The sequence below is a fragment of the Pedobacter yulinensis genome, from assembly GCF_003029735.1.
In the GTDB taxonomy this organism is placed as follows: Bacteria; Bacteroidota; Bacteroidia; order Sphingobacteriales; family Sphingobacteriaceae; genus Pedobacter; species Pedobacter yulinensis.
This window is the reverse complement of the sequence record NZ_KZ686269.1, coordinates 1472617-1495854: the sequence shown is the minus strand read 5'-3', so window position 1 is coordinate 1495854 and position 23238 is coordinate 1472617. Positions and strand designations below refer to the sequence as shown.

At 53.7% G+C, this 23238-nt stretch carries 21 protein-coding genes; 11 read left to right on the top strand and 10 right to left on the bottom strand.

Going from position 1 to position 23238, the window contains the following annotated elements:
• Window positions 1-145 precede the first annotated feature (145 nt).
• Window positions 146-784 carry a DUF2306 domain-containing protein gene (locus C7T94_RS14030; protein ID WP_107215909.1) on the bottom strand — a complete coding sequence of 213 codons (639 nt, stop codon included), beginning with the start codon at window positions 782-784 and terminating at the stop codon, window positions 146-148.
• A gap of 137 nt (window positions 785-921) precedes the next feature.
• Between C7T94_RS14030 and C7T94_RS14025 the strand changes: the two genes are divergently transcribed.
• Window positions 922-1296: a winged helix-turn-helix transcriptional regulator gene (locus C7T94_RS14025; RefSeq protein WP_107215908.1), complete on the top strand. Its 375-nt coding sequence runs from the start codon at window positions 922-924 to the stop codon at window positions 1294-1296.
• 122 nt (window positions 1297-1418) lie between these two features.
• Here the strand turns inward: C7T94_RS14025 and C7T94_RS14020 are convergent, their stop codons facing one another.
• Window positions 1419-2309 (bottom strand): dihydrodipicolinate synthase family protein, encoded by an 891-nt coding sequence (locus C7T94_RS14020; RefSeq protein ID WP_107215907.1) that lies wholly within the window; start codon window positions 2307-2309, stop codon window positions 1419-1421.
• 50 nt (window positions 2310-2359) lie between these two features.
• Window positions 2360-2869, bottom strand: coding sequence for a cupin domain-containing protein (locus C7T94_RS14015; RefSeq protein WP_239495020.1), 510 nt, complete (start codon window positions 2867-2869; stop codon window positions 2360-2362).
• 101 nt (window positions 2870-2970) lie between these two features.
• Here C7T94_RS14015 and pdxR point away from each other — a divergent pair, with 101 nt between their 5' ends.
• Window positions 2971-4380 (top strand): MocR-like pyridoxine biosynthesis transcription factor PdxR, encoded by a 1410-nt coding sequence (gene pdxR / locus C7T94_RS14010; RefSeq protein ID WP_107215906.1) that lies wholly within the window; start codon window positions 2971-2973, stop codon window positions 4378-4380.
• 54 nt (window positions 4381-4434) lie between these two features.
• On the opposite strand, the gene C7T94_RS14005 is transcribed toward pdxR, so the two are convergent.
• The 3 genes from C7T94_RS14005 to C7T94_RS13995 all read right to left on the bottom strand — a co-directional run bounded on the left by C7T94_RS14005 (window position 4435) and on the right by C7T94_RS13995 (window position 6801).
• A complete protein-coding gene (locus tag C7T94_RS14005; RefSeq protein WP_107215905.1) occupies window positions 4435-4668 on the bottom strand; it encodes a thioredoxin family protein in 234 nt (77 codons plus the stop codon).
• Between the two features lie 137 nt (window positions 4669-4805).
• On the bottom strand, window positions 4806-5966 hold the full coding sequence (locus tag C7T94_RS14000) for an acetyltransferase domain-containing protein (RefSeq protein WP_107215904.1): 1161 nt from the start codon (window positions 5964-5966) through the stop codon (window positions 4806-4808).
• 1 nt (window position 5967) lies between these two features.
• Window positions 5968-6801 (bottom strand): hypothetical protein, encoded by an 834-nt coding sequence (locus C7T94_RS13995; protein ID WP_107215903.1) that lies wholly within the window; start codon window positions 6799-6801, stop codon window positions 5968-5970.
• Between the two features lie 190 nt (window positions 6802-6991).
• On the opposite strand from C7T94_RS13995, the gene C7T94_RS13990 reads away from it, so the two are divergent.
• Both C7T94_RS13990 and C7T94_RS13985 read left to right on the top strand, forming a co-directional pair.
• Window positions 6992-8035, top strand: a complete 1044-nt coding sequence (locus tag C7T94_RS13990; protein WP_107215902.1) for a sensor histidine kinase — start codon at window positions 6992-6994, stop codon at window positions 8033-8035.
• Window positions 8010-8720, top strand: coding sequence for a LytR/AlgR family response regulator transcription factor (locus C7T94_RS13985; RefSeq protein ID WP_107215901.1), 711 nt, complete (start codon window positions 8010-8012; stop codon window positions 8718-8720). Before C7T94_RS13990 ends, C7T94_RS13985 begins: the two co-directional genes overlap by 26 nt.
• Before the next feature lie 99 nt (window positions 8721-8819).
• Here C7T94_RS13985 and C7T94_RS13980 read toward each other — a convergent pair whose 3' ends face one another.
• Window positions 8820-10049, bottom strand: coding sequence for a family 16 glycosylhydrolase (locus C7T94_RS13980; protein ID WP_107215900.1), 1230 nt, complete (start codon window positions 10047-10049; stop codon window positions 8820-8822).
• A 176-nt stretch (window positions 10050-10225) separates the two neighbouring features.
• Between C7T94_RS13980 and C7T94_RS13975 the strand changes: the two genes are divergently transcribed.
• Window positions 10226-10648, top strand: a complete 423-nt coding sequence (locus tag C7T94_RS13975; protein ID WP_107215899.1) for a winged helix-turn-helix transcriptional regulator — start codon at window positions 10226-10228, stop codon at window positions 10646-10648.
• A 16-nt stretch (window positions 10649-10664) separates the two neighbouring features.
• Here the strand turns inward: C7T94_RS13975 and C7T94_RS13970 are convergent, their stop codons facing one another.
• Entirely contained in the window at window positions 10665-10979 is a 315-nt protein-coding gene (locus tag C7T94_RS13970; RefSeq protein WP_107215898.1) for a MoaF-related domain-containing protein, read from the bottom strand.
• A 106-nt stretch (window positions 10980-11085) separates the two neighbouring features.
• On the opposite strand from C7T94_RS13970, the gene C7T94_RS13965 reads away from it, so the two are divergent.
• Together C7T94_RS13965 and C7T94_RS13960 are read left to right on the top strand one after the other, a co-directional pair.
• Complete coding sequence (locus C7T94_RS13965) at window positions 11086-11616, top strand: GNAT family N-acetyltransferase (RefSeq protein WP_107215897.1); 531 nt, start codon at window positions 11086-11088, stop codon at window positions 11614-11616.
• Window positions 11617-11772: 156 nt separating this feature from the next.
• The gene (locus C7T94_RS13960) at window positions 11773-13344 is read left to right on the top strand and encodes a family 43 glycosylhydrolase (protein ID WP_107215896.1); all 1572 of its coding nucleotides are present in this window, start codon (window positions 11773-11775) and stop codon (window positions 13342-13344) included.
• Window positions 13345-13352: 8 nt separating this feature from the next.
• On the opposite strand, the gene C7T94_RS13955 is transcribed toward C7T94_RS13960, so the two are convergent.
• The gene (locus C7T94_RS13955) at window positions 13353-14228 is read right to left on the bottom strand and encodes an AraC family transcriptional regulator (RefSeq protein ID WP_107215895.1); all 876 of its coding nucleotides are present in this window, start codon (window positions 14226-14228) and stop codon (window positions 13353-13355) included.
• Between the two features lie 217 nt (window positions 14229-14445).
• On the opposite strand from C7T94_RS13955, the gene C7T94_RS13950 reads away from it, so the two are divergent.
• From C7T94_RS13950 to C7T94_RS13940, 3 genes are read left to right on the top strand one after another with little or no spacing between them, the layout of a single operon-like run.
• The gene (locus tag C7T94_RS13950; RefSeq protein ID WP_239495019.1) at window positions 14446-15804 is read left to right on the top strand and encodes an arabinose isomerase; all 1359 of its coding nucleotides are present in this window, start codon (window positions 14446-14448) and stop codon (window positions 15802-15804) included.
• Between the two features lie 48 nt (window positions 15805-15852).
• Window positions 15853-19032 carry a SusC/RagA family TonB-linked outer membrane protein gene (locus tag C7T94_RS13945; RefSeq protein WP_107215894.1) on the top strand — a complete coding sequence of 1060 codons (3180 nt, stop codon included), beginning with the start codon at window positions 15853-15855 and terminating at the stop codon, window positions 19030-19032.
• An 8-nt stretch (window positions 19033-19040) separates the two neighbouring features.
• Window positions 19041-20561: a RagB/SusD family nutrient uptake outer membrane protein gene (locus C7T94_RS13940; RefSeq protein WP_107215893.1), complete on the top strand. Its 1521-nt coding sequence runs from the start codon at window positions 19041-19043 to the stop codon at window positions 20559-20561.
• A gap of 104 nt (window positions 20562-20665) precedes the next feature.
• On the opposite strand, the gene C7T94_RS13935 is transcribed toward C7T94_RS13940, so the two are convergent.
• Complete coding sequence (locus C7T94_RS13935) at window positions 20666-22129, bottom strand: aminotransferase-like domain-containing protein (protein ID WP_107215892.1); 1464 nt, start codon at window positions 22127-22129, stop codon at window positions 20666-20668.
• Between the two features lie 113 nt (window positions 22130-22242).
• Between C7T94_RS13935 and C7T94_RS13930 the strand changes: the two genes are divergently transcribed.
• Window positions 22243-23211, top strand: a complete 969-nt coding sequence (locus tag C7T94_RS13930; RefSeq protein WP_107215891.1) for a ketopantoate reductase family protein — start codon at window positions 22243-22245, stop codon at window positions 23209-23211.
• Window positions 23212-23238: the final 27 nt, after the last annotated feature.

Here is a 23238-nt window from a genome sequence, read left to right as displayed (position 1 = left end):
GAATAAGCCGCTGAAGCATATGAACCGGCCCATGACCTGCGGGACGAAATCATTGCTTTACACGCGATGAGCCCGGTGCAGCGGTTCGCCAAAAGTCATACTTGCAGCAGGTTGCTGTACGATGCCTTCAGGCAGGGGCTGTTCACTATTTTTTTGCTCTCCAGTTCAGGAAAAGCTGGTATATGTAAAGTGGTACCGACCACCCCATCCAGAATAAAGAAGGACTGATGTCTTCAAAGCTGCCGAGTTGCTGCACAACCGGTAATTTAACAGCCAGTCCTGAAATCAGGAAAGCCAGTGTAACCAGGTAACTTCTAACCATCCATTCCTGATGGCTTTTGAATTTTTTTTTCAGGGCGGCCATGTAGGCGATCAGCGTAGAACTGATCCAGACACTGACCCAGACCTGAAGGGAGAAGGCATAAGCCCAATTGATTGTATAGGCTGTGGTAAAGGCCAGGGCTACGGCGGTCAGGCTGCTCACAAGTACGGCCAGCAGGTACAGCAGGCCGATGGCCCGGTGTGTGCGTGCACTATACAGCCTCAGCTTTGGCCAGAACTGCAGCAGCCCCAGCAGCAGCGATCCGCCGCCTGCCGTAATGTGCGCAATCAGCGCATAACGCATCTGGAAATATTTGCCCAGTGCTTCGCGCGTCATGGCCAGAAAATGATCCGCACCATGCATAAACAGCCAGGTAAAATAAAACACAACGAGCCAGACCAGCAAAAGGGGCAGGTCGGCCAGGCTAAAGCGAAAACGCTTGTTGGGGGTTCGTGTTGACATCTTGCAGCAGGTTATTTTATTGTATGCTGCAAATTTGAACCACGGCGGGGTAGAAAAAAATAACCGAAAAACGATTCGGTATCACTGAACACTGGCCCCCGGCGAAACATTCGTTATTTTGCATCAAAACTACATGTATGTACAGCAAGAAACAGGAAGAGGATCTGGACTGCGGCATCAGGATCGCATTTAAAATTTTTGGCGGCAAATGGAAAATGTGCATCCTCGATGCGATCAGTCGCGGTATCGTGCGGCCGGCGCTCATTCAGAAAGCAATCGGCATTGCACCACTGCGGGTCATAGAAATGCAGCTGGCCGAGCTGCTGGCAGACGGCGTGCTGGAAAAGCGTATTGAAGAAGGGATTTACCCAAAGAAGTCAATGTATTTCCTGACACCCTTTGGTGAAACCATTCTGCCTGTGCTGACCACGATTGACCGATGGGGAACAGAACATTCAGGTTATGTAAAATCCAGGATGGCGCCACAACCCGACATGGAGATCGTGACCTAAGTTGGCGGCGCCAGGCGCAGCCAATTGCCCCTGGCCGTACCTGCATGAAAAAAGCAATTCCGCCTGGGAATTGCTTATCAGTGTAACAGGAAGCGGGAGTTGCCCGAAACGCAGAATTCAACCTACGCCGTCTCGCTGAGTTGCGCCAATACCTGCTCCAGCTCCACCTTTTCAGCTGCCGTTAAGGGCAACAGCGGTTTTCGGAGTTCTCCGCCGTTTTCACCCAGGAGATCCAGGCCGGTTTTGATTGCCCGGGGCAGGCCCTTGGCCACGATAAATTTCAGCAGGTCCAGCTGCTGCATAAACACGTGCTGTGCGGCAGCCAGGTCGTTTGCGGCAACGGCTGCATACAGATCCATAGTCAAACCGGGAATGAGGTTGGGTGCAGCTGTGCACCAGCCCCTGGCACCGGCTGCGAATGCGGCCAGCGCGAGCGGGTTGGAGCCGTTATAGAAAGCCACCTCATCGCCCAGTTCGCGCCTCAGGGTATGCATGCGCTGTACATCGCCTGTGCTTTCCTTGATCATGGTTACATTGGGAATCTGTAAAAGCTTTTTCAGCAGTGCCGGCGACATATCGATGCCACCGGTTGCCGGATTGTTGTAAGCCATAATGGGAATGGAAATTTTAGACGCCACCGCGTCGAAATGGCTTACAATTTCCTCGTCGGTCAGTTTCCAGTAACTCATCGGGATGATCATGACGGCCGTAGCGCCTGCCTTTTCGGCAAACTGCGCATGGTAAATGGTTTGCGCAGTGGTCAGGTTCGATACGCCGACCAGCGTAGGTACGCGGCCGCCGGCCTGTTGAATGGCGGCCTCTGTGACCGCCTCCTTTTCTTCATCTTTCAGGTAGGGGAGTACACCGGTACTGCCCAGCGGCGCAATGCCGTGTGCCCCGCTTTGCACAAGCCGCTCAACCAGCGACCTGAACAGGCGCAGGTCGACCTGCCCGTTTGCTGTAAAAGGCGTAATGGGATACGCAATAATGCCTTTGAATGGTGTTTCTTTCATCTCGAAATGGATTTAAGATCCTCCCGAAGGAGGATCGCGTTATTTGAATTTTACAGGTCGCGGCCTTCCTCTTCGCGCAGGGCCACCCCCAGGTTTTGCAGCTGAGGCGCATTTTCGCAGGCAATGTATTTAGCGGGTTCAGCGTCGCTCAGGTTCTGGTGCCTGTGCCATGCCCAGGAAGGAATGTACACCGCATCGCCCTGCTGCCATTCCACCTTTTCGCCCTCAATTTCAGTATATCCTCGACCTTCCAGTACGTACAGTACCGTTTCGTAGGTGTGGCGGTGGCGATTCGTCAATTGACCCGGAAGCAGACCGCCGATGGTCATGCTGACGTTTTTGCTGGGCAGGTCCACAAAAAAAACAGGGTGTTTGCGTTCGGTCGAGAACTGGTCATGTCCGCCCGCCTTTTCCACGTTCCTGTGCACCAGGTGCGTTGGCCTGATATAAACCGGACGGGCAAAGGTTTTGTGGAAATCTTTTGAGCTGAATGCCAGCTGTTCATCGTGGGCCGCTATCCCTGCGGCACTTTCACGGAGAATTGATTTGGTGTTCATCATGATTTTAAAGTTTATATGTTCTTGCGTGATTGCCCTGCAAATTTGTTGTATATTTGGACCATCTTGCTGATACAGTTTTTTCATATTTAGCTAGTCCAGATATGCTCCGACCATGGGATTTACAGATACCGATCGATATGCACGGCCAACGTGCGGTTTACATTCAGATCGCAGATGCCATCATCACCGCCATCAAATCGGGTAAACTTAAAAGCGGTGATCCGCTGCCTGGGAGCCGTGGACTTGCTGCGCAACTGAAGGTAAACCGCAATACGGTGATCGAGGCGCTCGACGTGTTACTTGCGGAGGGCTGGCTGACGGCGAAAGAAAGGCGCGGCACCTTCGTCGCGGCTTGCCTTCCTGCTTCATTGGGTGGAAAACGTGCACAGCAGGAACCGGTTGCAAAATCCGCCGGCATCAAGCCTGCCATCGTTTTCGACGACGGGATACCCGACACGCGCATTGCCCCGATAGCCGAGCTGGCTGGGGCATACCGGCAGATATTTAACCGCAAAGGCCGCTGGCAGATGATGGGTTACAGTGAAAGTGCGGGCGATGCAGACTTCAGGCAGGCTATCGTGCAGATGCTCAACTACAAACGGGGAATGAAGCTCGAAGCCGATGAACTTTTCATTACCCGGGGCAGTCAGATGGCCATGTACCTTGCGGCGCACTGCCTGTTGCAGCCCGGCGACATGGTGGCTGTCGAAAATCCGGGATATAAACCGGCCTGGCGGGCATTCGAAAGTGCGGGCGCGCGCCTGGTGCCTGTGCCGGTTGACCGCGAAGGGATGATGGTCGATGAGCTAAAGCTTTTGTTGCAGAACCAGCGCATCAAGGCAGTTTATACAACACCGCATCACCAATTTCCCACTACGGTTACACTGAGCCTGCAACGGCGGCTCGAACTCGTCCATTTGTCGAACACCTTTGGTTTTACGGTGATCGAAGACGACTATGACAATGAATTTCATTTCGGGCAGCGACCAATTTTGCCGCTAAGTAGCTTCGATGGGGCGGGCAGTTTCGTCTATATAGGCACCATGAGTAAGATCGTGGCGCCGGCGCTGCGAATCGGTTACCTGGCCTCGTCAAAAGATCTGATTGCCAGCGTGGCACGGCTGCGGCAGATCATTGATGCGCAGGGCGACAACATGATGGAGCAGGCCGTTCTGCAGCTGATCAACGACGGCCATATCAAGCGGCACCTGCGAAAGGCCACCCTTCATTATAAGAACAAACGTGACTTTTTTGAAAAATTGATCCAGGCGCAGCTGGGCGACAAGGTGAACTTCCGCAAGCCGGAAGGCGGGCTTGCGTTCTGGCTTGAAGCCCGGCAGCAAGTTAACCTGCCCGCGGTTGCCGGACAGCTGCTGCAGAAGGGCGTTCAGGTGCTGTCGCCGGAAAGTTTCAGTTTTGAAAAGCCGGTGAACGGCTTGCGGCTGGGGTATGCTTCGCTGAGCGAAACACAACTCGAACAGGGAATCCAGGCCCTGGGCAGATTGCTCTGATGGTTCTGAGACCAGGCAGAAACAAGACCCCGCCGGTCGGCGGGGTCCCGGGTGTTAACCTTTTACGTCGGCCAGCGAAGCGCCGAAGTTGATATGCAGTACATTGCCGTTTGGGGTGAGCAGGGCGGGAACAGACTGAACGCCTGCCTGCTCCGCTTCGCCGATGCGGTCACTGGCTTCACCCAGGTGTACTACCTCGACATTCGATTCACCGATCAGGCCGATGATGTCTTGTTCAGCGCTTACACAAACCGGGCAGCCTGCATGATAAAAAATTGATTTTGCCATTTTAATGATCTTATGATTTGACCCTATTGTCACTGCAAACTTAAGCAGCCGCTGCAAAGGGCCGCTGATCCAGTTTTCCTGCCAATCGGCTTAAACTGGCCGGTCTAAGGAATACGTTCAGGGCCGCCAGAGGTTTTCTAAAGGTAACGGAGCCACTTTTTGTCCGGATGTCGTGCCTTGTACCGGCCATACCAGCTACACAAAGGATACATCAGCAGTACAATACCTGCCCAGACCAGGTAAACCGCCCACAAAGCAATTCCGCTGCCGCTGGCCGGCCTGCCGAAGCTGGACCCGAAGACCAGGTCGCCCGGACTAAAGCCCTGTACAAATACCATGACAAAAACAAGGGGATGAATAATGTACCAGTGCACCAGGAAATAGAACAACGGCGTTCTACCATACACGGTAACCCGGCGTACCCACCGGGCCCTAAGCCCCTGGGCAGCAGACAGGACCAGGCACATCAAACCCAAAAACAGCAGGCAGAACAACAGGGAAGGGGGATATTTGGTCACATTAAGAAAGGAAAGCACCGTGAATAGATTTTTTTCCTGCACCGCCCATAGCGCCGGATCGCCGTAAACGTTCGTCAACCTGATCAGCAGGAAAAGGCCAAGGGCCGCCAGTCCGGCTTTCAGGAATACTGAACTTTGCTGATCCTGCGGGAGCAGGAAAGTCTTGCCGGCACCAAAACCAACCAGCATGATGCCCAGCCAGGGAACCGGGGGGTAGCCCATAAAAAACAGTCTGTCTTCGGCATAAGGCCATGCACCGGGCAAAAAAAGCGAGGAAAGCAGTTTCATTGGCAAAGAGGCGTTTGCTGAAGGGCTGAAGGCAACCAGGTTGTGCAGGGCCAGGATCGTCAGGCCGGTTATGCCGATTACGCGTTGCGGCAGGCTGATGAGCAGCGCAAGGATGATAAAACCGACGCCGATTGCGGCAATAACCTCAAAGATCAGAAAGCTGAAACGCAGGTCGAACCACATCCCGAAATTGACGAGAGTAAATTCCAGTACGATCAGCCATAGGCCCCGGGTCAGCAGGAAACGCCGGGCCGCCGGCACATCGTTCCTGGCCTGCAGTGACAGGAATGCAGAAGCGCCTGAAAGAAAAACAAAGGTCGGCGCACAGAGGTAGGTAACCCAGCGGGTAAAGAACAAGGCGGTATTCGTGGTATTGAGGTCGGTGGGCGACTGGGTAAGCGAGCTGAGATGGAGCATATCGCGCACATGGTCCAGAGCCATGATGATCATGACCAGCCCCCGCATAAAATCTATACTGTCATTCCTTTTCATTTCAGGTGGCTTTAAGGTAAGAATTTTCTTCGCCCCATTTTTCAACCTGCTGCACCCAGTGCTGCCCTTTCATGGTCAGGCCCATGAGCAGGGCAGAACCGCTGAAAGCCAGGGCGTCGAAGGTGCTGGCCAGCAAATCTCCCCGGTTATCCGTAAAGCCATTTGACAATGTGCCCGGTACGTGAACGAGCCAGACCCACAGAAATATTTTGAGCGAGAGGAGCAGGCTGATGATGCGAATCCGGAAGCCGAGGATAAGGGCAATACCGCCAGCCGTAAGCGTAATGCCGGTCAGCACGGTCCAGAAAACCGGATTTGCCACCCATGCCGGTACGGTGGCCGCAAGCACAGGAGTGTACACCAGGTGCGAAACCCCAAAGCTGCTTATCGTATACAGGAAAAACAAATTACCGTAAGGCATTAACCGGTTTATAAATCCGGTTTGTACTGGCGGGCTGCGAAAGGAGCTTGCCACAATGAAAGCGCCGCCGGCCAGGGCAAGCTCTTTGAGCGGCGCGGTCCAGAGGCCAAGGTGGTAAAGTTTGTTTGGTTGGGAAATGAGCTGGTAACTTAGCTGCGCACCCAGGAAAAGCACCGTCCATACCGCGCCCAGCAGCAATGCAGCCTGTTTCCCCTTGCCGGGTATGAACAGGTAAACCCCCGTCGCTATAAGATACAGGCCAAAAAGACCCGACCAAACGGGGAGCAAGGGAAGGTGTTGCTGGTAGGGCGAGAAAAATACGTCCCTGAACGTTCCGAAATAAAGTTGCTGTATGCCGTACACGAGCAACGCTGAGGCATAAAAAGCCCTGCCGGCAAAGATGAGTCTGTTCATGTGAGGGTCTGCGTTTCCCCAAATCTATAGACCGGTAGCCGTACCTGCCGCGTTTTTCTGTACACGACCGCATCGTCCGGTAAACGGCGTTCACCGGGAAATTCTGTTGTTCGTCGAAATCTGCCCGGGTACAAAGCAGCTAATGGTGTTTATCCAGAGAGAATAGCTTTAATTTGTCACAAAGCAATATATGAAGTTCAACACCCTGTTTTTTAACCTGCTCTTCTGGCTCTTTTACTTTTTGTACCAATGGTTGGGGCTGGCTTCGCTGTATGGCGACTACAACGGCTATTTCCTCAATGCGTGCATGGCCCTGCCCGTTGCGCTGGTCTTTTCGGTGCTGACCGTTCACATTTTTTTCAGGCGGTTGTACCAGCAGGGCCGCAGGGCCCTTTTCTGGCTGAGCCTGTTGATCAGTGCGCTGTTGCTCTTGCTCGTCAGGCGCTATGTCAATTACGATGTGATCTACCCGCGCTACTTTCCCCATGCGCTCTCGATGTCCTTTTTTGCACCGGGCAAACTGCTGGTGGAACTGGTGAACCTGTATACGATCACAGGCCTGTATGCGCTTTCCTTTTTTATCCGCTGGTGGTACGACGAACGGCACCGGGTCCAGGAACTGCTGCAGCACAAAACCCGGGCAGAACTGGATCTGCTTAAAGCGCAGGTACAGCCGCACTTTATTTTTAATACACTGAACAACATTTACTCAACGGCGCTTGCCAGCAGCCCGGAAACGGCCGCGCTGATCGCACGCCTCTCGGGCGTACTCGATTACAGCCTGTACGATGCCTCGCGGGATCGGGTCGCCCTGTCGGCAGAACTCGACTATATCAGGCATTACATTGGTTTGCAGCAAAACCGGTACGGCAGCAGGCTGGAGGTCGAGATGCACGTTCCAGACCGGGTCGATGATCTGCAGCTCGCGCCTTTGCTGTTGCTGCCCCTGGTAGAGAACTCATTTAAACATGGTGTGGCCACTGCTGCGGCGGCGGCATGGGTACAGGTGCGGGTGTACCGGCAAGCCGGCTGGCTGGTTGTGGAAATCGGGAACAGCAGGGAGGAGGCAGCTGCGCCGTTCATCGTGAGGGGAGGCCTCGGTCTGACCAACCTAAGAAAAAGACTGCAGCTCGTTTACCCGGGGCAACACGAACTGCAGGTTACTGTACATGCAAATTCCTGTTCCGTATGCTTAAAAATTCAGACTAATGAAGGTAAGGTGTTTGATCGTTGACGACGAAGTTCCCGCAAGGGAGCTCATCAGGATGCATCTTTCCGGGCTGAAGGGATTCGAGGTGGCCGGCTCGCTGGGCAACGCTGTGGAGGTACCTGCCTTTCTCCGCGAACACAAGGTCGATCTGATTTTCCTGGACATCCGCATGCCCGGATTCTCTGGTCTTGACCTGCTCCGCTCTTTGAACGGCACTCAGCAGGTCATCCTTACAACAGCTTACCGGGAATATGCTGCAGATGCGTTTGAGCTGGAAGCTTTCGACTACCTCATGAAACCCGTTACGCGCGAACGTTTCATGCAGGCGATCAGCAAATACCTGCGTCATGACCGCATCAACGCAAGGCAAGAGCGTGCCGCCCTGGCCGGGCCTGCTTATGTGTTTTTTAAAGTGGGCCGGGAACATGTCAAAGTGTTGCTGAGCGATATCGTTTTTATAGAAGGGCTTTCAGATTACATCAAAGTACACACAGTAACCCGGTCGTATGTGGCTTCTGAGAAACTGGGTGCTATGGAAGAGAAACTTTGCGCCGGCGGTTTTGTCCGCATCCACAAATCATTCATCATTGCGCTCGATAAAATGACCGGCTATACGGCAGACCAGGTGCTGATACAAGAGCGGTCACTTCCGCTGGGTCGGCTTTATAAAGCCGGCTTTATAAAGAGGGTAGAGGCGCCTGGCAGGTGATCACAGACAAACAAGCTGCCTCCGGTAGTTTGCGGAGGCAGCTTGCTGCATTCCATGCACGGCAACCGGACGGTTGCCGCCATTGGCAAATACCCGTTCCTACTGTTTGTTCAGGTAGAAATCATCTCCGTAGGCAGTACCGGTATTCGGTTTATAGAAATACACCACGGCCGATGTATTCGATGCCCCGGTCGTAAAGGTAACCGATCGCTGCTGGTAGGTTGTGCTCGTGATCTGCGTTCCCACTGCAGCGCCTCCGTAATTCTTAACCCCAATGATCACCGACTCTCCGGCAGCGCTTACTTTGCCATAACCGCCAAAAACATACGTGGTATTGGGCAGCAGGCCGGTCACTGTTTGCTCGAGCGAGGTCGTGCTGCCCTGGTGCCGGATCGCTTTGGTTCCCGAGCGCATATTGTTGGTTACCACGGCCGTGTTGGGGCCCGCAGCCCAGGGTGTCAGGCTGGCGTCTTCGAAGCCAGGGTTTATCAGTTCTTCCTGCTTGTAAATCCTGACCCAGTCTACCATCATATTGAACGGAAGGTCTGCGTTGGTAATGGCTCCCGGCCAGCCGGCTCCGCCTGATTGATTTAAGATCAGGTGAAAAGGCCTGTCAAACGGCCATTGCAACGAGGTCGCGTTCGCCGCCCGTGAATAGGTGTACTGCAGCACATTGTTCACATAAAACTGGATAGCAGAGGGCGTCCACACAATGCCATAAATGTTGTAATCGGCGGCGTTGTAAGAAGCGGTATGGGTTGCGGTGCTTCCTCCATTGGCATTGGTCACAGAACCATTGTGGATGGTCTGATGAATAACATTTTCATAGTTTACATGTTCCATGATGTCTATTTCACCGCTGTTCGGCCAGCCACCGTATGAAACAGGCACTTCTGGCATCATCCAGATGGCCGGCCAGGAACCCTGCCCTTTTTTGAACTTTGCCCGTACTTCAACCTTGCCATACCGGATGCTGAATTTGCCCGAGGTCTGGATGCCGCCTGAATGGTACGGAACATTGTCGCCGGCAATAACGGCATTATCCATGTTCAGAACCAGGTCGGTGCCATTAACAGAGGCGTAGTTGGGTGTTGACGTCAGAAACTTGTTCCAGGCCGAGGTTTGCCGCGGACAGTACCCCCATTTGGTGGCGTCGAAATTCCCTGCGGTGTTGAACTCGTCTGAAAATACGAGCCGCCAGGCAGGTACCGCTGCGGTCATAGACGGGATAGAGTTCTGTGCCTGGGTTTCGGCCGGTTCGGCTGTCTGTTTTTGTTTGGAACAGGCGGCCAGCAGCAGGCAGCTGCCAAGTAAAATTGAGATTCTCATAACTATTGGTTTAGTAAATAGTGGTTAGTTGCATCACAATATTAGTTGAGAATCAGCGGTATGGTGTTCGGTATCGTCTTGAAATGGTTCTGTTTTGTCTGAATCGCTACCTGCACCGGGCACCGGTCTGAAGCTAAACAACTTGTCAATTGAAAGTGATTACGTACATTTGGTTGATGGCAGAGAAAAAAAGCAGGTCAGCATGCCCGATCAGTTGCGCGCTGGAAATTTTTGGTGACAAGTGGACTTTACTGATTGTACGGGATATTGCCTTTTTTGGAAAAAACACGTACAACGAATTTTTAAAGTCAGACGAAGGGATCGCCACCAATATACTGGCCAGCAGGTTGGCGGGGCTGGAAGCCGGGGGTATCATTGCTCGGAAAAAACACCCTGCAAGCAGGGCCAAGATTTTTTACGAACTTACGCCAAAGGGAGCCGGACTGGTGCCGGTGCTCCTGGAAATTTCACTCTGGGCCGATGCGCACCTCGACACGCCTGCCCGGGCCAGGGACTTTGCGGCTGCTTACCGGGAAAACCGCGCTGAGGTACTTGGACAGGTAGCTGCACAACTCAATTCAGGTAAGCCGCTGGCCTAAGTTGCGCAGCCCGGTGTCAAACAGCTTCGGTCACTTTCAGCGAACCGCTGAACTGCTGCAGTGCAGCACCGGGAGTGGTCCAGATAGAGTGAATGGCGCCATTGCTGTAATCATGTACCTGCGAAACCGTTACGCCGCTTTGTTCCTGCCAGCATAGCAGGCACAGATCGGGCCGAAGGGATATCAGCTTCAGCGATACGGTTTCAGAGGTGCTTACGGTCTGGCCGTCCTTTTCAAGAATCCGGAAGGTGAGTGAGGTTTCGCTGTTTATCCTGAGTGTAGCCCGGGCCATACCGAAATCAACCATGAGTGTTTTGCCAATGTAATTCATATGTGTTCTATAGCTTTTAAATTGCAAGTTGAAATTAATAATTAACTTTTAATCTGCAAGTTTATTTAAAATCACGGAGCAGTGTGTTCCGTATAAACAAATCGAGATGACAGCGATCCAGATCATACCTGCCGAACAACAGGTGGTGCCCATGCTGCTGCAGCTGTACCAGGCCGTTTCGGCCGATCCTGCAGGCCTGATTCGCCAGCCGGCAGAGGTCAACGAAGAATATGTAAACGGTTTTGTGTCCGAGTCGCTCCGGAACGGATTGATCCTGCTTATGACCGCGCAGGAGCGTATCATAGGCGAAATTCATGCCTATACGCCCCAATTGGCCGCTTTTAGGCACATCCTGACCGACCTGACCATTGTCCTGGCCCCGGAATACCAGGGCAGGGGGCTTGGCAAACAGCTGTTCACTGCTTTCCTGGACCGGGTCAGTTCGGACTTTGCACACATTCTGAGGGTTGAACTTTATGTGCGGGAAAGCAACGAGCGCAACGTTGCCTTTTACCAGCGGCTCGGTTTCATAATCGAAGGACGCCATGTGCACAAGATCTGGGTAGCTGACTCAAAGTTTGAAACACCCCTGCAAATGACCTGGTTTAACCCTGCCTATCGGAACATTACTGTGTAATGTAGAGGCTGGCAAAGCGCAGGTCGCATCGTTGTCGGCAAATCGGGGAAGTTTCGCAGCCTGGTTGTCAAAATCTGTAAAGGTTTTATCAGAATCTGTATTGAAGAGGTGGGGCTCTGGCGATACATTTGAGTAAATGTATTTAAGCTTTTCAAAATGACCCGGATAAATCACCTTTCAGCATCGCTGTTCCTTTTTCTGATTTTGTCTGTCAGTGCAAAAAGTCAGACCCCTACCCGGGCAAGAGCCGGAGACAAATCACACAGCACGTTTCAGAATTTCAATTCAAGGGGGCAGCAAATCGTTCGCTTTGACAACATGGGCGAGGCGGTCGATGCGCATGACGGGGAGATCGCTTTTTTTGATGGGGTATACTACCTCTATGGAACGAGTTATGGCTGCGGGTTTGAATGGGGCAGAAAGGACGCCCCTTTCTGTGGATTTAAAGTATATTCATCGACCGATATGGTCACCTGGACAGACCGCGGTTTCCTGTTCGACGCCACGACACCGGTCTGGCAAAGCCGGTGCAATGGAAATACCTATGGCTGTTTCAGGCCGCACGTGGTTTACAATAAAAAAACCGGTTTATATGTCTTGTGGATCAATGTCTATGACAACCAGGTAGGATTCCGGGTGTTTACAAGCAGTTCGCCCACCGGACCTTTCAAAGAAGTGGCCGAGCCCCGGCTGGCTGTGAACAGCGAGGCGCCGGTGGCCGGCCTAAACAATGGCGACCACGATACGTTCGTGGATGAAGACGGAACAGGCTATATCGCCTACACCGACTGGCGAACGAAGGGAACGATCGTGATTGAAGAACTTACCGGTGATTACCTTTCGGGCACAGGAAAACATGTCAAATCTGTTACTGCAGGGAAAACCGAAGCGCCCGCCCTGTTTAAACGCAAGGGGCTATACTATGTAACGTATTCCGATCCGAACTGTGGTTACTGTTCAGGTACCGGCACAAGTTACAAGACCGCAAAATCGCCCCTTGGCCCCTGGTCTGAAGGCATCCGGATCAGCAACAATTCATGCGGCGGGCAGCCATCTTTCGTCTCGCCGATCGAGCTGGCTACAGGCACCATTTACCTCTATTGCAGCGACCTGTGGAACAATGCGGCCAAAAATGAAGCGCTTGCCAATTTTTACTGGGCACCGCTTGTTTTCAACGAAGATGGTTCCATTCAGCCCATGGCCTGCCAGGAAAAAGTTTCCCAGCCCTTTGAAACCCGCGCAAAACGTTCCAAACGCAGCATCACACCTGCGGGCAGCAGCGGGAACGCCGGCTTTACCTGGTTCAGCGATATCGGGGGCGACCTCAGGCGCAGCCAGTCGTTCCGGGCTGAAAAGAACGGGCTGCTTACAGATGCGGCGATGACAACATTCAGGACCGGCTACCCGGAGGCGGCGCTGCAGGTGCAGTTATTCCGCGCTGACGCGAGTGGGTTGCCGACCGGACAGGCATTGTTCTCAGCAACAGTAGCAGCCGATTCGGTGTCCTGGGCACCCCACCAGATCAGGGTTGCTCCCCGGATCAACGTTGTAAAGGGGCAGGCTTACGCACTCGTTCTGGGTTCTGCTGCGAAATCAGGAAAATATGGATTTGCCTTCAATGATGACCAGCCTTATCAGCGCGGCGTAGCGGCGATCAGTACAGACAAGGGGAAAAGCTTCAAAGCTGAGCCGGGCCGTTCGCTGAAGTTTTATACCCGCATCAGGTAGTGAAGAAATTAGCGGCAGTTCTCGCGGTAGGCGGTCGGATTAAGGCCCGTTTTCTCTTTGAAGAGCTTGGAAAAATAGAAAGCCGATTCGAAATTGAGGTCTAAAGCAATCTCCTTGACCGACATGCGGCTATTGCTGAGCAGTTCTTTCGCCTTCTGGATCTTCAGCTGCAGATAATACTGTCCGGGCGACAGTCCTGTATGACTTTTAAACAGTTTCCTGAAAGAGGAATACCCGATATTGAGTGCTGCGGCAGCCTGTTCTGCTGAGAAGGTATTGCTGATGTTCGAGCGGAACAGCAGCATGGCCCGCCTAATGATCTGCTGTGAATCTTCCTTTACCGCCTCGTTCTGTCTGAGCAGTGAGTGGCAGGTTCCCAACAGGTAAAAGGCGGCGCCTGAAACCTGCGGCTGATAGCCCGGCTGTTCATGGCGGGTCTTTTCCATGATGCACTCATAGAGGTCGATCACCGTCTCGTTAAAGCCAACGTACAGCGTAGGTTTATTGGGCGATAACTGTCTTGCCGCAACCAGGTTGTCTATGATGTTGCCTTTAATGCCCACCCAGTATTCGTCCCAGCCGGTAAACGGATCAGGCTTATACCGGTGCGGTTCGTTTGGAAAAAGTACGATGACCGTTCCCGCCTGTATGGCCACCTGTTTGCAGCTGGCCGACTCGAACACGCCGCTTCCGCGGGTAATGTAAATGACCTGGTATTCCTGCAGGGTTCGCCAGCTGCTCCAGTCGAAATGGTAGTTCGCAGGGTGCCCCTTGAGCGGATACGGTTCGGTGGCGCCTACATTCATACAACCCACATTCAGTACGGTAAGGCCCCAGCTTTCGTCTTCTTTACTTACTGGAAGGTATTTATAGAAGTTGATCATAGTGAACAAATTATGGTGTCAAATCCTGTATGTCTTTTATCAAAAGTTCCATTGGCCCGCGAGTGGCTAAGCTATAGTTTTGAACCAAGGCAGGTTTAAAATAACGAAACCTTTTTAGGCCAGACAACAAATACAACCAAATATGTTAAATAATATGAGCCCCCGGATTGGTTTATTCGGTATAGGCCTTGCAAATTACTGGGATCAATTTGCTGGTTTGCAAAAACGATTAAGCAACTATATCGATGCCATTGCTGCACAGATCAGCCTCTCAGATGCCAGCCTGGTCAGCCTCGGCCTGGTCGATTCATCCGATAAGGCGTTCGAAGCCGGTTTGAGATTCAGGCAGGAAGATGTAGACCTGATTTTCCTTTACGTCACTACCTATGCGCTTTCGGCAACGGTACTGCCGGCGGTACGCAAAGCAGGTGTTCCGGTTATCGTACTGAACCTTTCACCCGAGGCGGGTATCGACTATGCGGCGTTCAACAGCCTGGAAGACCGTGCCGCAATGACCGGCGAATGGCTGGCGCATTGCGCTTCGTGCACGCTGCCGGAAATTGCCAATGTTTTTAACCGGAGCGGGATCGCGTTTCACCAGGTAACCGGTATGCTGCACAATGATCCCCATGTTCTGACTGAAATTGCTGAATGGGTGGCTGCAGCACGCGTGGCGCGCACCATGTACTACAACCGGCTGGGCGTGATGGGCAATTATTACGGCGGCATGCTGGACATTTATACCGATATGACCCTGCAGTGCGCCACGTTTGGTGGCCATATCGAAATCCTGGAGGTCGACGAGCTGTCTGCACTGCGCAGCCAGGTAACTGAAGCCGCTGTCGACGCCGAGCTGGACAAAATACACCGCACATTCGATGTGCAGGAAGACTGCCCCGCGGTAGAGCTGCGCCGGGCGGCAAAAACCTCGGCCGCGCTCCGCAAATTGGTTGAGCGGCACCGGCTGGGATCGCTGGCCTATTACCACAAGGGTACCGGCAACCCCGGAAATGAAACCACGATGAGTTCGGTCATACTCGGCAACTCGCTGCTTACCAGCACAAATATTCCCGTGGCGGGCGAATTCGAGATCAAAAACGCACAGGCCATGAAAATCCTGGACAGTTTCGGCGCCGGCGGCTCCTTCACTGAATTTTATGCTGCAGACTACCGGGATGATGTCGTGCTGATGGGGCATGACGGGCCTTGCCACCCGGGCATTGCCGAAGGGAAGATCAAAGTTCGGCCCCTCAGCGTCTACCATGGCAAGGTTGGCCAGGGTCTGTCTGTCGAGATGTCGGTGAGCCAGGGACCGGTCACCCTGCTCTCTGTGGTAGAAACGGGCAAAGGCTCCCTGAAGCTGCTGGTTGCAGAAGGCCATTCTGTAGCCGGGCCCATTCTGGAAATTGGCAATACAAACAGCCGGTACAAGTTCGCCACAGGTGCAAGAAACTTTATGGAGGCCTGGAATGCCGAAGCCCCGGCACACCATTGTGCAGTTGGCCGCGGACATCTTGCTTCAAAAATCAAAAAACTGGGCAGCATGCTGGGCATCACCGTGGTGGTGGTCAGCTAAGTATGCACATAAATGTTACGGATCAAGTTCAATTTTTAACCAAACGATATGATTAAAGAAACCAACAGGCTGCGGCTCCTGGCACTGCTAGGCATACTGGCCACAGCAAGTCTAACTGACTTGAAAAGCAGGGCTTACGGCTCCACTTTCAAAACCGAAGCGCGACACCCGGACATCCCTGTTGCGGCCAGGCAACAGGCAGACATCAGTGGCCGGGTGCTCGATGAACAGGGCGCTCCGGTACCGGGCGCCACGGTGCGCCTGAAGTCGGGCAAAGGCGCCACCGTTACCGACAGCGAGGGCAGGTTTACACTCAGGGGAGTAGGACCGGCAGAGATCCTGGTGATCAGCTACCAGGGTTTACAAACCATAGAACTTCCCGCCTCGGGCAACCTGGCGGCAGTTACACTGAAAGTAGCGGAAAATGAACTGAACGATGTCGTGGTGGTGGGTTATGGGACCACCCAGAAAAAAGACCTGACCGGTTCTGTTTCGACCGTTTCGGCTACACAGCTGCGCGACCTGCCGGTCACATCGATTGACCAGAAACTGACCGGGCAGATACCCGGCGTGCAGATCACCTCGCCCACGGGGGCGCCCGGCGGCGGTGTCAACATCAAAATACGCGGCACCGGCTCGATCACCGCAGGCAATAATCCGCTGTTCGTCGTAGACGGATTTGCCATATCCAACTCAGGCGGGCAGACGTACAACCCGCTGAATGTGATCAGCCCCGAAGATATCGAGTCGGTTACGGTTCTGAAGGATGCATCATCGACCGCTATCTATGGTTCCAGAGGGTCTAACGGTGTCATCGTCATCACAACCAAACGCGGAAAAACCGGCCGGCCGGTGGTAAGCGTTAACTCGTATGCAGGCATGCAGCACATTCCGCAGAAAGGCCGGCCTGATGTGCTGAACGGCACCGAATATGCCCAGTTCCGGAAGGAAATGATCCAGGACGATTTTGCCTCGAGGGGCCTAACCGCAACCGATGCCGATATTCCGGCGCCGTTCCGCAACCCGGCACAGTATGGCGCGGGGACGGACTGGTATGATGCGGTGCTGCGCAATGCTCCGCAAATCAATATCGACTTAAGCCTGCGCGGCGGTTCAGAAAACACGCGTTATTCGGCTTCGATCGGTCGCCTTGACCAGAAGGGAACCATCAGGTATACAGATTATGAACGGTATTCGCTCAATTTTAACCTGGAGTCAGACATCACCAAAAAACTGAAAGTAGGCATCAGCATTGCCCCGACCGGCGCTGTGCAGAACCGGAATGGTTTTGAGACCGGTATCCGCGATGTGCTGACCCGCACGCTGTGGCTCAGCCCAATCGTGCCCATTACCGATGCCGCAGGAAACCGAACGGTATTTATCACATCGCCGGGCGCCATTGGCGCAGGTAACCCGCTCAACACGCTCGAATTTGCCGGAACAAAGGCCAAATATTTCAGGGGCATCGGAACCGCATTTGCCGAATACAGGATCATCGACGGCCTGAGCGCCCGCTACGGTTTCAATTACGACTACACCAACAACAGTTCTTTTGCCTTCAACCCTTCGTTCGTGATCGGCGAGACGGGCAACCAGAATCCCAATCCTTCCATTCCTTCTTCCAGTACTGCCCAGAATACGACCTCGAACTGGCTGTCAGAGATCACCCTGACCTACGATAAAAGTTTCGGAAAAAACCACCGCATCAATGCGGTTGCAGGGTACACAGCCCAGGAAGAGCGGTATGAGGGGTATTCCTTTGGCGCGACAAACTATCCGGATAACCTGATCGAATCAATCAATGCGGCAACGCTGCTGAACGGCAATGCCGCCGGTATTGAAAAGTGGGCACTCATTTCTTACCTGGGCCGGGTAAACTACACCTTCAAAGACCGCTACCTGTTCACGGCCACCTTCCGTACCGATGGTTCCTCGCGTTTCGGGGCAAATAGCCGCTACGGCATGTTCCCTTCAGGTGCCTTTGCATGGCGGCTGTCGCAGGAAGAATTTTTAAAAGATGTTAGCTGGCTGGACGATCTCAAACTGCGCGCAAGTTATGGCCGCACCGGCAACTTCAACATTCCCAATTACCAGTATGCCTCGAGCATCGGCAATTCGAACTATTCTTTCGGCGGTTCGCTGGCCAGCGGAAGAACCTCAGGTTCCATTGCCAATGAGGACCTGACCTGGGAAAAAGCCGATGAACTTGACCTGGGTGTTGACATGACTGTACTCAAAAACCGGATCGGGCTTGCTGTCGACTATTACAATCGCATTACAAGTTCCCTGCTGCTAAACGCGGAGCTTCCCTCGGCCTCGGGGTTTTCAACCGCTACCGTGAACCTCGGTAAAGTGCGAAACAGAGGCCTGGAGATCGCAGTAAACTCAAAAAACCTGACCGGCGCATTCACCTGGAACACCAATGCCAACATCAGCATTAACCGGAATGTGGTCCTGGAACTGAATCCGGGCAACGGAAATGCACCAATCTACAGCGGGCGCAGCGGGGGTGGGTTTTTTACCCATAAAACCGAGGTTGGCAAGCCAATCGGGCAATTTTATGGTTACGTCTTCGACGGATTGTACCAAAGCGCCGCAGAACTGAACAGCCAGCCTAAACATGGAACCTCGGTCGTCGGCTCTGTCCGGTACAGAGATGTGGATGGCAACGGGATCATCGAAGACCTGAAAGATTTTGACGTGATCGGCAATTCGCAGCCAGATTTCACCTGCGGACTGACCAATACCTTCGGTTACAAAAATTTCGACCTGAACGTGCTGCTTGTTGGCAGCCAGGGCGGTCAGATCATGAAAACTGGAAATGAATTCCTGACCAATACAGATGGTGTCTTTAACGTAGACCGGAAGGTCCTGAACCGCTGGAGATCGCCGGCTAGCCCCGGTGATGGCCGCACACCGACAACTGTTGGCGGCAGAACCCTGTACCGCGAAGTCAGCTCCCTGTGGATCGAAGACGCAGGTTTCCTGCGCATCCAGAATGTTTCATTAGGCTATAACTTCAGACAGAAATTTATTGGGGCTGCCGGCCTGATCAAAACACTCAGGCTGTATGCGAGTGTGCAAAACCTGGCAACATTTACCAAATACACCGGCGCCAACCCGGAAGCAGGCACCAACGACGGGTTCTCGGCACTTACCCCGGGACGCGATTTCCTGGCGTACCCCTTGCCAAGAATCGTGACCGCAGGAATTAACATGACATTTTAATCATTAGGATGATGAAATTTACAAACCTACATAAGCTGTGCGCCACGCTGCTGGTCGCCGCAATGCTGACAGGCTGCAAGAAGGACTTTCTTAACCAGGTGCCTGAAGCCAACCTGACCAATACCAATTTCTGGAAAACCGAATCTGACCTGAAACAGGGCGTTGTCGGAGCATACAGCTCCCTCCGCGGCATGGGCACCTTCAGTTACTGGCTGTTTGGCGAAATGCGGTCAGACAATACGACCTTCCAGTATAACGCCCCGCAACGCGGGCAGGAAAACCGCGAACAGGTAGATCAGTTCCTGGCTACCTCAGCGAATACCCTGATCCAGGATTTCTGGCGTGAAAGTTATACGGCTATCTTCAGGTGCAATGACGTTCTGGACCATGTAGAAGCCATTGCCGCATCTGATGCAGCAAAAAAGCAGGCCGTCGGCGAAACCAAATTCCTGCGTGCTTTCTACTACTTTAATCTGGTCAGGCAGTTTGGCGGCGTACCGCTTCGGCTGGAAGTGACCAAAACCCCAACAGATGCGCCCTCCAAAGGCAGGGCCACTGCAGATCAGGTGTACGCGCAGATCGTCGCCGACCTGAATGACGCCGTGACCAATCTTCCCGACGCCAGCGCGTACGGAGCGGCCGACAAGGGGCGGGCAAGCAAGGGCTCGGCACATGCGCTGCTTGGGAAAGTGTATATGACGCAGCGCAGATTTCCGGAGGCGTTGGTTGCCTTGCGGCGCGTAACCGGCTACGGGCTGATGCCGACCTATTCATCCGTGTTTTCCATACAGAACAAAAACAACATGGAGTCGGTCTTCGAAATCCAGTACTATGTGTCGGGCGGAACCAATTTGTCAAGTAATTTCATGTACCAGTTTGCCCCCTTCAACTCGGGAACGATCGTTACGCAGGATCCCGGTACCAACCTGACGTATACCAGCGGCTGGAACACGCCTACGGCAGACCTCATTGCATCGTACGAGGCAGGTGACCAGCGAAAAGACGTTTCCCTGGCGGAGGGTTTTACCGCCCCGACCGGATTCGTTGCTGTTCCGTACGTTAAAAAATACAACCAGGGTTTCGTACAGCCCGGGCAGACGAATGTGAACTTCCCCGTAATCCGGTATGCAGACGTGATGCTGATGATGGCAGAGTGCCTGAACGAGGCGGGTTTCGTGGCAGGCGGGGAGGCCTTTCAGTTGTTGAACGAAGTTCGCCGCCGGGCCGGCCTGGCACCAAAGACAAGCGGTAATCCTGTGGCCGGTCTGAATGTCAGCTCGCAGGAAGCGTTCAGGGCTGCGATTGAACAGGAACGTAAGATCGAGCTGGCGTTTGAAAATCACCGCTGGTACGACCTGGTACGTACCGGGCGCGCCGTCGAAGTGATGAATGCGCACGGCCAGCGGGAGGTCAGCAAGGCCCCCGCACAGTTTCCAGCCGGTGCATATGCGGTTACGCCGAACAAATTGCTCTTGCCTATACCGCAACGGGAGGTTATTCTCGATAACCTGAGCCAGAACCCCCAGTAACCACCCGGTCATAGAACAGATTGATCCAGGGCAGCCCAATCGGGCTGCCCTCTTTTTTACAAATTGTACAGGCACCTGCTCAGCTGCTGGAGCATGGGTATGTCTTACAGGGTACGGCTGTACTGGTTACCACGTTCGGGATGTCTCACCAGGTTGCCCAAAATTTTCAGGCTGTTTTCCAGTTTTTCATCCCACACCAATCCGTAATTCAGCCGCATGCAGTTGTTGTACTGATTTTGAAGAGAAAACAGGCGGCCCGGTGCAAAGCCGGTTTTGCAGGCCAGCGCCTTTTCGTACAGGCTGATCGTGTCTGTCGGCCCGGGCAGCTGCAGCCAGAGCACGAACCCGCCCTGTGGCCGGCTTAGCATGGTGCCATCCGGAAAGTAGTCGGCTATGGCCCGGTTGTATCGGTGCAGGTTGGCCTGCAGTGTATGCCTTAGTTTACGCAGGTGGTTTTCATAACGGCCGGTTTCCAGGAAAGCAGCAATGGTTTCCTGCGTAATGGCCGGCGAGGAGATGGTGTGGTACAGTTTCAAACGGGCAACCGCTTCCTTAAACCGCCCGGGGGCAACCCAGCCCACGCGGTAACCTGGCGCCAGTGTCTTTGATACAGATCCGCACCACAATACAATGCCGCTGTCATCAAACGATTTGCAGGACCTTGGCCGGTGCGCGCCGAAATAGACGTCGCCGTTCAGGTCATTCTCGATCAGCGGCACCTGGTACCGGTTGGCCAGTCCTACCGCGCTGCGCTTGTGCGCATCGGGCATGCAGCTGCCCAGCGGGTTGCTGAAATTGCTGATCAGCAGACAAGCTTTTACGTCGGTCCGTTTCATAGCCGCTTCCAACGCGTTCAGGTCAACACCGGTTGCGGGATCTGTTGGCAGTTCAAGTACTTTAAGACCCAGTGCCTGCGCAAGCTGGAGCATGCCGAACGATACCGGGCTTTCCATAGCCACGGTATCACCTTTTTCAGCGACCGCCATGAAACAATACGACAGTGCATTCAGGCAGCCGCTTGTTGTAATGACGTCCTGGTGGCTCAGTCCGCAGTCCATGGCAAGAGCCCGGCGGGCAACCTGCCTGCGCAACCTTTCGTTTCCGTCGTTCTTATCATAAACCACGCCGCTGCCGCTCAGTTCGCGGGTGGCCTGCAAAAGTGCTTTGTTTAATTTCGCTACCGGCAATAATTCCTTTGCCGGCGTGCCCAGCGACAGCGGCAAATGGCCGCCCAGCCCGAGGCTGTCGTATACGCGGGCCACCAGTTGGTCTGTGCCGGCATGCGCTGCAACGCCGGCAGGATTGCTTGCCGCCGGCGCCGGCAATTTCCTGGTCCCAGATCTCACGTAATACCCCGACTGGGGCCTGGCTTCGATCAGCATGTTGCTTTCCAGGTGGTAATAGGCGCTGAGCGCCGTGTTCTGGCTAATGCCGTATTCCCGGCAAAGGGTGCGTAGGGAAGGTAGTTTGTCGCCGGCGCGCAGCGTGTTGTCCAGAATCTGCTGTTCAATCAGGGCTGCAATGCGCAGGTAAACAAATACGGATCTCTTTTCCAAAGGATTTTTCATGTTAAACTGCTTACGTCAAATTTAATAAAATTGTAACTGCTATCATTTAAGGGTTTTACACAGCTTTGTAAAGGTCGGCGCTCAGACGCGGCGCCCGACCTCGGTAAACAAACATGGATTCACTGCAAACACTATTCATTATTGGCTCAGGGGCCATCGGCAAAGCGCTGGCGGTTTTCCTGCAGTTGGAGGGTCGCAGGGTCATCCTGCTGAAAGGGCATATCCACCAGGGCCGCAGCGAGACGCAGACCGTGTGTGTTGAAATGGCAGACGGATCGGTTAGTCAAACCGAAGTGACCATCCATACGCTGGATGCCTTTTCCGAGTTGCCCGGCATTGTCGTGCTGGCCAATAAATCGTTCGGGAATGAGCGGCTGGCGCAGCTGCTTCGTGCAAAGACCGGCAATTCGCCCATTGTGCTGCTGCAGAACGGACTGGGCGTAGAAGCGCCTTTCCTCCGGGCGGGTTACCCTTCCGTTTACCGCTGTGTATTGTTCGTAACAAGTCAGGTCCGGGATCAAGGCCGCGTTCGTTTCCGGCCGGTGTCGGTTTGCCCGGTTGGGGTGGTAAGGGGGAATGCCAGCCAATTGAAGGAGGTGGTCCGGTGGCTGGATACAGAAAATTTTCATTTCAGTGCCATCTCAGACCTCGGCCCGATTGTCTGGAAAAAAGCAATTGTGAACTGTGTCTTCAATTCCATCTGCGCCTTGCTCGAAACCGACAATGGCATCTTTCACCGGAACAGCGAGGCATTGGCCCTCGGCAGGCGGGTCATTGCAGAATGCACTTCCCTGGCGCAACTACAGGGCATTGCCGTTGGAGCCGCCGAAGCCGAAGCAAGCTTGCTTGAAATAAGCAGGCGATCAGACGGACAGCAAATATCGACCCTGCAGGACATCCGGATGGGGAGACGAACAGAGATCGATACGCTAAACATCGAGATGGCCAGGATCGCGGTAGGGCTGCAACAGCCGGAGCTGGTACAGCAAACGCAGCTGCTGGGTGAATTGACCAGGCTGAAAGCAGAACTGGCTATGGCCAGGCACCGGCCCGGCGAAATTCTGCCTGACAAAGAAACCTGATAAACGGAAACACTTACGTATGTTGCT